Raw genomic sequence first — 12,916 nt, 5'->3', positions numbered from 1 at the left:
AGAATTTTCGTGAGCGAACTCATTCGCGTACCTGACATCGGCAGCGGTGAAGGTGAAGTAATTGAACTGTTTGTGAAGGTCGGCGACCGTATCGAAGCCGACCAGAGCATCCTGACGCTTGAATCGGACAAGGCCAGCATGGAAGTGCCAGCGCCGAAGGCCGGTGTCATCAAGAGCCTGAAAGTGAAGCTGGGCGATCGCCTGAAAGAAGGCGACGAGCTGCTGGAGCTGGAAGTCGAGGGCGCCGCTGCGGCGCCTGAGGCAGCCGCACCTGCCGCGGCCCCGGCGGCCGCTGAAAAGCCCGCTGCCGCACCGGCTGCCGAGGCGGCTCCCGCACCGGCCGCTGCGCCTGCCGCCGCCACTGTCCAGGACATCCATGTCCCGGACATCGGTTCGTCGGGCAAGGCCAGGATCATCGAAGTACTGGTCAAGGCCGGCGACACCGTCGAAGCCGACCAGTCGCTGATCACCCTGGAATCCGACAAAGCCAGCATGGAAATCCCATCGCCGGCCGCCGGCGTGGTGGAAAGCGTCGAGATCAAGCTGGAAGACGAAGTCGGCACGGGTGACCTGATCCTCAAGCTGAAAGTCGCCGGCGCTGCTGCACCCGCCGCGCCAGCTCCAGCCGCTGCACCGGCTCCCGCCAAGGCCGAAGCAGCTCCAGCCCCCGCTGCTGCACCGGCCGCTAAAGCGGAGGCTGCGCCAGCACCGGTCGCCGCGCCTGCCCCCAGCGGTGCCAAGGTTCACGCCGGTCCTGCGGTGCGCCAGTTGGCCCGTGAATTCGGTGTCGAGCTGTCGGGTGTCAGCCCAAGCGGCCCGCACGGTCGCGTGCTGAAGGAAGACGTACAGGCCTACGTCAAGGCCATGATGCAGAAGGCCAAGGACGCACCGGCCGAGGGCGCCACCGGCGGCGCGGGTATCCCGCCGATCCCGGCGGTGGACTTCAGCCGCTTCGGCGAAACCGAAGAAGTCGCCATGACCCGCCTGATGCAGATCGGCGCGTCGAGCCTGCACCGCAGCTGGCTGAACATCCCGCACGTGACTCAGTTCGACCAAGCTGACATCACCGAACTGGAAGCTTTCCGCGTGGCGCAGAAAGCCGTGGCGGAAAAGGCCGGTGTGAAGCTGACTGTGCTGCCACTGCTGCTCAAGGCCTGCGCGCACCTGCTCAAGGAACTGCCGGACTTCAACAGCTCCCTGGCGCCAAGCGGCAAGGCTGTGATCCGCAAGAAATACGTGCACATCGGCTTCGCTGTCGACACCCCGGAAGGCCTGCTGGTACCGGTCATCCGCAACGTCGACCAGAAGAGCCTGCTGCAACTGGCCGGCGAAGCCGCTGCCCTGGCCGAAAAAGCCCGGAACAAGAAGCTCACCGCCGACGACATGCAAGGCGCCTGCTTCACCATTTCCAGCCTCGGCCACATTGGCGGCACCGGCTTCACGCCGATCGTCAACGCGCCGGAGGTGGCGATCCTGGGCGTTTCCAAGGCCACTATCCAGCCAGTCTGGGACGGTAAGGCCTTCCAGCCGAAGCTGATGCTGCCGCTGTCGCTGTCCTACGACCACCGTGTGATCAACGGTGCCGCCGCTGCGCGCTTCACCAAGCGCCTGAGCGACCTGTTGGGCGACATCCGTACCATCCTGCTGTAAGCCCAAAGGCCCTTCCCCAGGGAAGGGCCTTTCGCACCGCTGTTTTCCGAGCGCCACGCTCGTACCTCAACCCCGCCCGTATGGCGGGGCTTTTTTTGCCTGAAGTTCAAGCATCAACGGCGCGACTCTGTGGGTGAAAAGCGTTAACCGGCAGGCAATGGCGTAGGCCGAGGATTTTCCTACGCCATTTCTTATAAAAGACTACGCCCCCTGTTAGTCATTACCCACAGCCTGTGCCCCCTCCCCTATCAATATTTATGACGCCACGCGCTTTAGCATCAAACCCGCGAGACTCCTGATCAGTTTCGCCGACACTTTATTAATGCTGCAATTCGAATGGACTCGAATATGTTCAAACCCACCGTCGGCCCTATTGTTGGCCACACAACTACCGACCACGCTCGAATATTCCTGCGCGGTGATCGCGATAACAAGTTGGTATTCGCCGGTATTCGCCATCGGCGCAAAGGAGAAACTAACTGGTCGAAAGGACAATTCGTGCAATTGGAGCCACACCGCGACATGTCCGATGTGATTGTGCTCAAAGGCCTTCAAGCCAATACCTATTATGAATACCAGGCAGGCTGGTTCAGCCCCCTGAGCCCGACCCACACCGTCGCCACCATCCAGGAACTGCCGTTGCAATGGCCCCGGACCCTTTACTGCCTGCGTACGCAAGACGCTGAGAACCACGCGCCTCGCGCTTATATCGTAGGATCATGTCGGTACCTGCGAATCACCGCCGGCGTGCCATCGCTGCCGGGCCTCGGTGACCGCATCTTCGCCGGCATCAACCGAATCGCAGCCCTGGCCGACCCGCCGATCAGCGCGGTATTGATGACCGGCGACCAAGTGTATCTCGACGATTTGAATAAACTCGCCCCGGATCGGAGCTACAAGAGCATTCTCTTTAAATACCGAACTGTCTTCTCTCAACCCCATATCGCCCGACTCATGTCTGGCGTACCCACTTACATGATGCTCGACGACCACGAGATCGAAGATAACTGGCCGGCCAACAGAACGGTCAACGATGATGTTCTCTATGCCAACGCGATGAGCGCATATGAACTTTATCAAGCCAGCCACGGCCCGGCTCATGAACTTCGCCATGACGGAACTATTAATAAAACACTGAACAGATATTGGTATACATTTGCCCACGGCGATATTGAATGGTTTGTCACCGACAGTCGCACTCAACGCAACCTGTCGCCAGACAACCGACGCATCCTGGATGAAACCCAGGAGCAGGCGCTGCTCCACTGGCTCGTCCACAGCCGCGCACGGGTCAAGTTCGTCGTGACCAGCGTCATGTTCTATCCCGACAGCAAACGTAACGACGGGGACGCCTGGCAGGCCTTTGCGGAACAACGCATGCGCCTGCTGGAAACCTTGCGCCACGAGAGGATCAAGAACGTGATCTTCGTCTCGGGCGATGTACACGGCTCCATGACCAGCCGCCTGCGCCATAGCCAGGATCCCGAGTTCGAGGTCAACACCATTGTTTCCTCGCCTTTGTGTAACAGCAGGCTGCTGCCTTTCGCCAAGGCATCGGACTTTATTTTCGACGCTCCCATGGCCGGGGATGACAGCGGCGAGTACCACTATGAACTGACCAGCAATGTGGTCAGCCAAGACAACTTTGCCCGCCTGCACGTCACGGCGCAGAACGTACAAGTGAGCTTTCACGACCGTAACGGCAGCCTGCTGCAGACCGTGGAAATCGGGCTTCGCTGACCAGCGGTAGCCTTTGCGACACCCTCTTATCGGTCGGCGACTGGAGAAATCCCTTCGTCGGCCGATAAAAGGTTTATAGCACTTGGCCTTCATCTCTCTTGTCAGCCAGTGCCGCAATGATGCAACCTTGCGGCAATCCGTAATAACGAGGGCGTCAGCCCGGCGCGATCAGCATTTTCGAAGCGAGTTTCCCCATGAAAAGCCAACCCGATGCCGCCAGCCGAATGGCGGCCGAGGTAGTGACGCAGTTACCGGTGCCCTCGCGGCTCGGCATGCTGCGTTTCGAACGGCTGAATGAAGCAAGCTGGGCGCTGTTGTTCCTCGATCCCAACTGCGAACGATACTTCGGACTGCCGGCGGTAGACCTGTGTTCGCTGGTCAGCTCGCCCTACGCCAGCCTGATGGAGCCCGAGGCGCGATATCAACTGCACGACGCGATCCAGCAACAGCTGGCCCAGGCCTCGCATTACCAGATCCGCTACATGCTCCACACCGCCCAAGGCCCGATGAACGTGCTGGAGACCGGGGAAGCCTATAAGCAACACAATCGTCATCTGCTGCGCGGCTACCTGCTGGTGGTCGACAGCTTGCTGCAAGGCGAGCCGTCCATGCCGGCGCTGGACCTGGAAACCCAGAACTCACGCTTGCAGATTGCCCTGGAACTGAACCAGCGGGCCCAGCAGGAACAGCTCCAGCACCTGGACCGGGTGCGCGCCCAGCAGGATCTGATCCTGCTGCTTACCCGCCAACGCTACAGCGCCAATAACTCGCTGCTCGAAGCGGCCGAATTGATCACCCGCAGCGCCTGCGATATCTACCAGATCGACTGCGCCAGTATCTGGAACCTGGAAGACGGCAAGTTGGTGCCGATCTCGGCCTACAACCGCACCACCCAGGAATACTTCCTGCCGGCGGCGATCGACGCCAACGAATTCCCCAACTACATGGAGGCGTTGCAGACCTGTCGGGCCATTGATGCGCATAACGCCATACGCGATCCGCGTACCCGGGAAATGGCCGAAAGCCTGCGCGCCCGCGACGTCAATGCCATGCTCGACGCCAGCGTGCGCATCGATGGCCAAGTGGTGGGCGTACTGTGCCTGGAACAAGTGGGCGCTACCCGCGCCTGGCAGTCGGATGAGATCGCTTTTGCCGGTGAGCTGGCGGACCAGTTCGCCCAGGTCATCAATAACCACAACCGACGGACTGCCACCAGCGCCCTGCACCTGTTCCAGCGCGCCGTGGAACAGAGCGCCAACGCGTTCCTGCTGGTCAACTGCGACGGCGTGGTGGAGTACGTCAATCCCAGCTTCACCGCGATCACCCAGTACACCACCGAGGAAGTCCACGGCCAGCGCCTGTCTGAATTGCCGGCCCTGGAGAACCTCAGCGAGCTGCTGTTCGACGCGCCCTCGGCGCTGGGCCAGAACAACAGCTGGCAGGGTGAGTTCAAGAGCCGGCGCAAGAACCTGGAACCCTACTGGGGCCAGTTGTCGATTTCCAAGGTCTACGGCGACAACCGTGAGCTGACCCATTACATCGGCATCTACGAAGACATCACCCAGACCAAGCTGGCCCAGCAGCGCATCGAGCGCCTGGCCTACACCGACAACCTGACCAACCTGGGCAACCGCCCGGCGTTCATTCGCAACCTGGATGAGCGCTTCGCCCGCGACAGCGACTCGCCCATCAGCCTGCTGCTGGTGGACATCGACAACTTCAAGCGCATCAACGACAGCCTCGGCCACCAGACCGGCGACAAATTGCTGATCAGCCTGGCCCGGCGCCTGCGCAACAGCCTGAGCCCCAGCGGCAGCCTGGCGCGCTTCGCCAGTAACGAGTTCGCCGTACTGCTGGACGACACCGACCTGGAAGCCGGTCAGCAGATCGCCGGCCAGCTGTTGATGACCCTCGACAAACCAATGTTCGTCGACAACCAGCTGATCAGCGTGACCGGCTCCGTAGGTCTGGCTTGCGCACCGCTGCATGGCCGTGATCCACAGACCCTGATGCGCAACGCCGGCCTCGCCTTGCACAAGGCCAAGGCCAACGGCAAGCATCAGGTCCAGGTGTTCACCGAAGCGCTGAACGCCGAGGCCAGCTACAAGCTGTTCGTGGAAAACAACCTGCGCCGGGCCCTGACCCAGAACGAACTGGACGTGTTCTACCAGCCCAAGCTGTGCCTGCGCAGCGGTCGCCTGCTGGGGATGGAAGCGCTGCTGCGCTGGAATCATCCGGAAAAAGGCATGATCCGCCCGGACCAGTTCATCAGCGTGGCCGAGGAAACCGGTCTTATCATCCCCATCGGCAAATGGATCGCCCGCCAGGCCTGCCGCATGAGCAAGCAACTGACTGCCGCCGGCCTGGGCAACCTGCAAGTGGCAATCAACCTGTCGCCCAAGCAGTTTTCCGACCCGGACCTGGTCGCCTCGATTGCCAGCATTCTCAAGGAAGAACAGCTCCCGGCCTGGCTCTTGGAACTGGAACTGACCGAAGGCCTGCTGCTGGAAGCCACCGAAGACACCCACTTGCAGCTCGACCAGCTCAAGCGCCTGGGCCTGACGCTGGCCATGGATGACTTCGGCACCGGATATTCGTCCCTGAGCTACTTGAAGAAATTCCCGATCGACATCATCAAGATCGATCGCAGCTTCATCCACGAAATCCCGGACAACCAGGACGACATGGAAATCACCTCCGCGGTGATCGCCATGGCTCACAACCTGAAACTCAAGGTGGTAGCGGAAGGCATCGAGACTGCCCAGCAGTTGACCTTCCTGCGTCGCCACCGCTGTGACGTCGGCCAGGGCTACCTGTTCGACCGGCCAATCCCCGGCGCAGAGCTGATCGAGAAGCTCAAGCGTTATCCGCGTGGTCCGCTCGCGTAGCTCAAGCTTCAAGCTTCAAGCTTCAAGCTTCAAGCAAACGATGGCACACTCTCACCACTTGTAGCTTGCAGTTGCGACTTGCAGCTGCCTCCCTAAGAGGACTGATGATGGTCTTGCGCTCGGAAATCCTGGTGAACAAAAACGTGCTCCCTACTCAAGAACAAGCTCTACCTGGCCGCGAAACCCCAATGACCGTGCCGGAAAAACACTTCGTCCTCGATGCGCCGCTGCTGGGCCCGTTCGCCATGGACGTGGATTTTGCGATTTTCGGCCTGGGCTGCTTCTGGGGCGCCGAGCGCAGGTTCTGGCAGCGTGAAGGCGTGGTCAGTACCGCCGTGGGCTATGCCGGCGGCTTCACACCGAACCCGACCTATGAAGAGGTCTGCTCGGGCCTCACTGGCCACAGTGAAGTGGTGCTGGTGGTCTACGAACCTGCGAAAGTCAGCTATGAAGCGCTGCTGAAGATGTTCTGGGAATTGCACAACCCGACCCAGGGGATGCGCCAGGGCAACGACATCGGCACTCAATATCGCTCGGTCATCTATGCCACCAACCCGGATCAACTGGCGGCCGCCCAGCACAGCAAGGACATCTTCCAGGCGGAACTGACCAAGGCCGGCAAGGGCACCATCACCACCGAAATCGAAGAAGCGCCGACGTTCTACTTCGCCGAGGCCTATCACCAGCAGTACCTGGCGAAAAACCCTGAAGGGTATTGCGGGATCGGCGGTACGGGCGTGACCTGCCCGATCTGATTTACAGGTTCTAAAAGCTTCGCGAGCAGGCTCGCTCCCACAATGGATCTATGGCGTTCTCAGCATGAATGCCTGGCATCGAACCTGTGGGAGCGAGCCTGCTCGCGATGGCGTCCCTTCAGGCGCCATCACATCAACTGATCAACTTTCCGCAATCAACCAATCCATTTGCCACCCACCCTGGGTCTGTCCGAGCTTCTTCGACAGCCACGGCAGCAGCTCCCGCAACTCCTCCTCCAGCCCCCACGGCGGATTGGCAATCGCTAGGCCGGAGCCGTTCAGGCTGTTGGGCGTCGCGAGTGGATGCACCAGCAGCTCCACCCGCAACAGCTTCGGTGCTCCGGTACCGGCCAGGTCCTGGTAAAAACGGCGCAACGTCCGCTGGTCCTTCACCGGGTACCAAATCGCCGCCACGGTCTGGCGCATCCGACCGATGGCGTCCTTGAGGGACGCGGCGCAGCGTTGCATTTCGTCAAGCTGCTCGAAGGGCGGATCGATCAGCATCAGGCCGCGCTTCTCCGCCACCGGCAGCAGTGCCCGGGGCACGTGCCAGCCTTCGCCCAGGTGCACGGCGACACGCCGGTCGCCTTTCATGTTGTCCTTGAGCAGGACGCCGTCTTGCGGGTGTTTTTCGTTGAGCAACACGCGGTCCTGGGGGCGGGTCAGGCGTCGCGCCAGTTCCGGTGAGCCTGGGTAATAGCGCAACTGCCCGTCCGGGTTCATGTCCCGCAGCACCTTCATGTAATCGCCGGTCAGCGGCGGCAGGTCGTCAACGCCCCACAACCGCGCGATACCTTCCAGGTATTCACCGGTACGGTTAGCCTGGTCACCCTGCAAGTCGTACAGCCCGATACCCGCGTGGGTATCGAGGTAGGCGAAGGGCTGTTCCTTGCGCGACATCAGGGCAATGAGACGGGTCAAGGTCAGGTGTTTGAACACATCGGCGTGATTGCCGGCGTGGAAGGCGTGGCGATAGTTCATGGCGGCTCCTGCGAAGGGCGACGAGTTTACCGCGAAGCGCGTCGCACGTCAGGGACTCGCGGCCCGGCGGGCGGTGGGCAAGGCTGAGGGCTGCACTTTTGAAGGATGGAAAGGACCGTGGCGAGGGAACTTGCTCGCGCTCGAGTGCGAAGCGCTCGCATGATCATGGGGTCGCTGCGCAACCCAGCGGGAGCAAGCTCCCTCGCCACAAGAGCGGACCGGGGCATAAATCAACCCAGCTCTTGCATCAGAAAAGCGAGCAACGGCGCCCTCGGCGCTTCGCCGGCCCCTGACGTTTCGAGGAAATACGCGACCTTGCGCCGCAGGATGCGTTCGTCGACCCGCTCGTACAGATACGGATGCTCCTCGCTCAACCATTTGAGCAGATTGTCCCGCAGGCAGTCGGTCGAATGCCCTGCCATCAACTTGAGCACTGCGCCAGGCACTTTCCACCAGGGATAGGCCTGCGCCGGGCTATGGGCATTTGCGACGATTTCCAGCGCTTGACCGTTGATCAGGCAACGCCTGACGACCGGCAAAAGCTGCCCGGCCTCGACCTCCGGTGATTGCAGGATTGGGTGCAAGAAACGGCCATCCCAGAAACGGAAAAATACCGACCGACCTCCCGGCAGCAGGACCTGCGTCAGCCCGCATAAATGTTTGGCAAGGGTGTCCTGGCTGGCAGACGACACCGCCAGCCACCCCCAGTCGAGTGAGTCGCCTGTAGCGATCCAATCGAGAAACCCGCTGTCTAGGGCGACGGCGCCTACGTAGGGCATCACCGCTTCCCATTCAGCGTAAGGCGTATCGGCCCATATCGGGCTGGGAGCACAAGTCATCGAGCGCCTCCAGGCATCCAGTGCTCCGGCGCTGCTGGCGTTGCTGAAGACGGCATACAGATGCTCGCCTGCCTGCAAGGGACGCGCTTGAAGCCAGGCGCGGGGAGATTGGCCATCCTTCATACTCTCGTCCCGGCAGGTAGCACTTGGGGGGCAAGCGGCGGGGTTGCGCAGACACCGCTCCTGCAACGCTCGCACTCTTCACAGAACGGAGCCGCACCGCCCAGGCTCAGCATTTGCGCCAGGGAAAGCGGGGAGGCCAGGATGGCAGCACTACGCGCAACGTCCGACACGGCAGGTGCCGCGCTCCTGGCTGGCATCGGTGCGCCACCGACTTCGATCGGCACACTGCTGAAGATTCCCGCCGCGCCGATATTGATCCAATGCCCCCCCGCCTGGATCGTCACCCTGACGCCCGCATCCAGCACGATCTGCTGTCCGGCACTGACATGAAACTGCTGGCTGGCGTTGAGGGCCTGACTGGTCACCCGAATGTGTCGCTCGCCGGTGACCAGCAAGTGGTCGTCCTGCCTGACCTCCGCCTGTCGGCGGCCGTGGGTGATGCGCTGTTCATCGGCCTTGAGCTCGTGGCGCGCAGTACCGGTAACGACGATGCTGCGCTCATGATCGACCTGCACCCGCTGGTCGTGCAGCACATGTTGGGTCCAGTCTCGCTGGGCGCGCACATAGATCTCTTCGGCGCCCTTGCGGTCCTCGATGCGCAACTCGTTATAACCGCCACCGCCGGGGCTGCTCTGGCTGCGCCAGATGCTGCGGGTCTTGTCCGCCGGCAGATCCAGGGGCGGCGGATTGGCACCATTGGGCAGGCAGCCGACCACCAGGGGCTTGTCCACATCACCGTCGATGAATCCCACCAGCACTTCCATCCCCACCCGGGGAATCATCACCGCGCCGTAGCGGTCATAGGCCCAGCCGGAGGCCACCCGCAACCAGCAACTGGCGTGCTCGTCACGCTTGCCGTCACGGTCCCAGATCAACTGGACCTTGACCCGCCCCCACGCATCGCAGTGGATCTCGCTGTCCACAGGCCCGGTGACCACCGCCGATTGATAACCCCGGGCTTGCGGCTTCGGGTGATGCAGGGGCGGACGATAGAAAACATCCCACGGCGTCGCCAGGAATGTATTGCGGTAGCCCTGCAACTCATCCGGGCTGATGCCAGCCGCTTCCTCCAGAACCTGGGGTTGTCGACCGTGATGGGAAACTTCGGTAAGCAGCCAGAGATCATTGCATTGCTTTCGGGGATGCTCGTGCACCTGCATGAAATGCCCGCTGACCAGTGCCGGTTGATCACTGCGCCCTTCGGCCAGACGATAATCGACCACATGGCGTTCGAGTGCGCGCCGAGTCAGGTGACGGCCATGCTCACGATCGGAGAATTGCCCCGGATAGCGATAGTCTTCCAGTACCGGCCGCTGCTGATTGTCGAGGTGGGTTTGCAGCGCCTGGCCGGGTTTGGAAAAGTCATAGTCGCGCAGCGTCACGGCACTGGTCCGGGTTTGGAGCCGTACCGTCAGCGACTTGAGCGTCGGCTCGCTGGCGGCCAAGCCGCTGTCCGGCTGATAAATCGTCGGTTCAGCCAGGTGAGTAAAGACCGTCTGGTCGTCGCCGAACACCAGCAGATGTCCTTCGGGGCTGTGCCTGAAGTGATAGTGAATGCCGACCTCGGCACAGATACGCTCGATGAACGCCAGATCGCTCTCGGCGTATTGCACGCAGTACTCGCGTTCGGGGTATTGCCCACTGAGGCTGAAGCGGAAGGTGTCGCCCTGGATGCCATGCTCCTTGAGGATCCGGGTGACAATTGACGGCACGCTCAGGTGCTGGAAGATCCGCTGATTGATGCGATGCCGCAGGTACGTCAGGCGTGGCACCAGGCTGATCCGGTAATGAGCCAGACGCTTGCCGCAATCACCCTGGGCGACGCTGTAGACCTGACCGTGTACACCCCGCCCCTGGCTTCCGAACGCCAGGTAGGCCTGGCGGTGCAAAAGCTCTTCCAGTGACAGGTCGAACCGCTCGCTGACCAACTCAAGGTCAAAGCGATATGGCTGGCTGATCGCTTCATTGCCCTTGAACTCAAGCACCTCGAATTCATCAGGCCCGCTGTCGAATGTCAGGACGAATCGCGAAGGGATGGCAGGCGGGTACATCCGAGGTGCCTCTGCTGGATAAAGGCGACCGATTCTGCATGAGCCCTACGGACAATGGGTCGGCGCTCAAGAAAAACAGACGTTGCCTTAGATCTGCAGAGAAAAAAGCCGCAAGGCGTGTCGTCTTTTCCGATAGACAGCTGGCTGCAAAATAGCGCCTACCCCGACATCGTCCAATAAAAAACGGCCCGCCTCCAAGAGAGACAGGCCGTTGCTGATCCATCAAGCGAGCCGTCCAGGCCTCGCCGAATGCCTTATTGGTTCAAGCGGAAATCTTTCTCGGCCGCTTCGAAGCGCTGCACCATACCTGCGGTAGGCGAGCCCATCTTACTGACGAAGAAAATGGCCAGGCTGGCGAAAATAAAGCCCGGGATGATTTCGTACAGACCCAGCAGCTCGAAATGCTTCCAGACGATCACGGTGATCGCACCCACCAGGATGCCCGCCAGCGCGCCGTTACGGGTCATGCCTTTCCAGATAACCGAGATCAGCACCACAGGACCGAACGCGGCACCGAAACCGGCCCAGGCGTAGCTCACCAGGCCCAGGACACGGTTTTCAGGATTGGCGGCCAGGGCGATGGCTACCAGCGCCACCAGCAGCACCATGGCGCGGCCGACCCAGACCAGCTCCAGCTGCGAAGCGCTCTTGCGCAGGAAGGTCTTGTAAAAGTCTTCGGTCAGGGCGCTGGAGCACACCAGCAACTGGCAGCTCAGGGTGCTCATCACCGCCGCGAGAATGGCCGACAGCAATACACCGGCAATCCATGGGTTGAACAGCAGTTTTGCCAGCTCGATGAACACGCGCTCGTGGTTCTCGGTGACCGGACCAGCCACTTCAGGGTGCGCCGAGAAGTAAGCGATACCAAAGAAGCCGACAGCAACGGTGCCGCCCAGGCACAGGATCATCCAGGTCATGGAGATACGACGAGCGTTGGCGATGGACTTGACCGAATCGGCCGCCATGAAACGCGCCAGGATGTGCGGCTGGCCGAAGTAGCCCAGGCCCCAGCCCATCAGCGAGATGATGCCGATGAAGGTGGTGTTCTTGAGCATGTCGAAGGCCGAGGGGTCTTTCGCTTCGATGGCCAGGAACGTGGTGTCCACGCCGCCGGTGGCCAGCAGCACGATGATCGGTGTCAGGATCAGGGCGAAGATCATCAAGGTGGCCTGGACGGTATCGGTCCAGCTCACGGCCAGGAAACCGCCGACGAATGTGTAGGCAATGGTCGCCGCAGCACCGGCCCACAGCGCAGTCTCGTAGGACATGCCGAACGTGCTTTCGAACAAACGGGCACCGGCCACGATGCCGGACGCGCAGTAGATGGTGAAGAACACCAGAATCACCACGGCGGAGATGATCCGCAGCAGGCCGCTCTTGTCTTCGAAGCGGCTGGCGAAGTAGTCCGGCAGCGTCAGCGCGTCGCCGTTGTGCTCGGTCTGTACCCGCAGGCGACCGGCCACGAACAGCCAGTTCAGGTACGCGCCGACGATCAGGCCGATGGCGATCCAGCTTTCCGACAGACCGGACATGTAGATGGCACCTGGCAGCCCCATCAACAACCAGCCGCTCATGTCCGAGGCACCGGCGGACAGGGCCGTGACCACGCTACCCAGACTGCGACCGCCCAGGATGTAATCGGAAAGGTTATTGGTGGAACGGTAAGCCATCAGGCCGATCAGGACCATGGCTGCGATATAGATCACGAAAGTGATCAACGTGGGATTGCTAACACTCATTGAATTACGCCCTGGCTTTGTTTTTATGTAGCGGTGGCAGCTGGTAACGCCGACAACGGACGTTGTAGCGACGATTTGCAGACCCGCGAATTTATGCTGATGTTTCCCCAGGAAAGCCATCAGCCGGTGTTCCCGGCAAGAACCGGTTGC

8 protein-coding genes are annotated in these 12,916 nt (G+C 61.2%); 4 read left to right on the top strand and 4 right to left on the bottom strand.

Annotated elements, in window-relative coordinates:
- The first annotated feature begins 9 nt into the window (after positions 1–9).
- The 4 genes from aceF (at position 10) to msrA (ending at position 7,033) form a co-directional block, all read left to right on the top strand.
- Positions 10–1,650 (top strand): dihydrolipoyllysine-residue acetyltransferase, encoded by a 1,641-nt coding sequence (aceF, locus tag ACLEJR_RS03905; RefSeq protein WP_440812254.1) that lies wholly within the window; start codon positions 10–12, stop codon positions 1,648–1,650.
- A 348-nt stretch (positions 1,651–1,998) separates the two neighbouring features.
- The gene (locus tag ACLEJR_RS03900) at positions 1,999–3,390 is read left to right on the top strand and encodes an alkaline phosphatase D family protein (RefSeq protein ID WP_440812252.1); all 1,392 of its coding nucleotides are present in this window, start codon (positions 1,999–2,001) and stop codon (positions 3,388–3,390) included.
- Positions 3,391–3,584: 194 nt separating this feature from the next.
- Positions 3,585–6,278 carry a putative bifunctional diguanylate cyclase/phosphodiesterase gene (locus tag ACLEJR_RS03895; protein ID WP_440797010.1) on the top strand — a complete coding sequence of 898 codons (2,694 nt, stop codon included), beginning with the start codon at positions 3,585–3,587 and terminating at the stop codon, positions 6,276–6,278.
- Between the two features lie 107 nt (positions 6,279–6,385).
- On the top strand, positions 6,386–7,033 hold the full coding sequence (gene msrA, locus ACLEJR_RS03890; protein ID WP_440812504.1) for a peptide-methionine (S)-S-oxide reductase MsrA: 648 nt from the start codon (positions 6,386–6,388) through the stop codon (positions 7,031–7,033).
- 141 nt (positions 7,034–7,174) lie between these two features.
- Here msrA and ACLEJR_RS03885 read toward each other — a convergent pair whose 3' ends face one another.
- From ACLEJR_RS03885 to putP, 4 genes are all read right to left on the bottom strand, one after another.
- Positions 7,175–8,014 (bottom strand): 23S rRNA (adenine(2030)-N(6))-methyltransferase RlmJ, encoded by an 840-nt coding sequence (locus tag ACLEJR_RS03885; protein ID WP_440812250.1) that lies wholly within the window; start codon positions 8,012–8,014, stop codon positions 7,175–7,177.
- A gap of 230 nt (positions 8,015–8,244) precedes the next feature.
- Entirely contained in the window at positions 8,245–8,976 is a 732-nt protein-coding gene (locus ACLEJR_RS03880) for a DUF4123 domain-containing protein (protein ID WP_440812247.1), read from the bottom strand.
- Positions 8,973–11,027 (bottom strand): type VI secretion system Vgr family protein, encoded by a 2,055-nt coding sequence (locus ACLEJR_RS03875; protein ID WP_440812245.1) that lies wholly within the window; start codon positions 11,025–11,027, stop codon positions 8,973–8,975. Before ACLEJR_RS03875 ends, ACLEJR_RS03880 begins: the two co-directional genes overlap by 4 nt.
- A gap of 254 nt (positions 11,028–11,281) precedes the next feature.
- Positions 11,282–12,766 carry a sodium/proline symporter PutP gene (gene putP, locus ACLEJR_RS03870; RefSeq protein ID WP_440812243.1) on the bottom strand — a complete coding sequence of 495 codons (1,485 nt, stop codon included), beginning with the start codon at positions 12,764–12,766 and terminating at the stop codon, positions 11,282–11,284.
- Positions 12,767–12,916 lie beyond the last annotated feature (150 nt).

The organism is Pseudomonas sp. SMN5 (assembly GCF_052041925.1).
GTDB lineage: Bacteria > Pseudomonadota > Gammaproteobacteria > Pseudomonadales > Pseudomonadaceae > Aquipseudomonas.
This window is presented reverse-complemented; position numbering and strand designations above follow the sequence as displayed.

Coding starts and splice junctions, on each gene's coding strand:
- ACLEJR_RS03900 (WP_440812252.1), top strand. CDS start 1,999: ATGTTCAAACCCACCGTCGGCCCTATTGTTGGCCACACAACTACCGAC.
- ACLEJR_RS03895 (WP_440797010.1), top strand. CDS start 3,585: ATGAAAAGCCAACCCGATGCCGCCAGCCGAATGGCGGCCGAGGTAGTG.
- msrA (WP_440812504.1), top strand. CDS start 6,386: ATGGTCTTGCGCTCGGAAATCCTGGTGAACAAAAACGTGCTCCCTACT.
- ACLEJR_RS03885 (WP_440812250.1), bottom strand. CDS start 8,014: ATGAACTATCGCCACGCCTTCCACGCCGGCAATCACGCCGATGTGTTC.
- ACLEJR_RS03880 (WP_440812247.1), bottom strand. CDS start 8,976: ATGAAGGATGGCCAATCTCCCCGCGCCTGGCTTCAAGCGCGTCCCTTG.
- ACLEJR_RS03875 (WP_440812245.1), bottom strand. CDS start 11,027: ATGTACCCGCCTGCCATCCCTTCGCGATTCGTCCTGACATTCGACAGC.
- putP (WP_440812243.1), bottom strand. CDS start 12,766: ATGAGTGTTAGCAATCCCACGTTGATCACTTTCGTGATCTATATCGCA.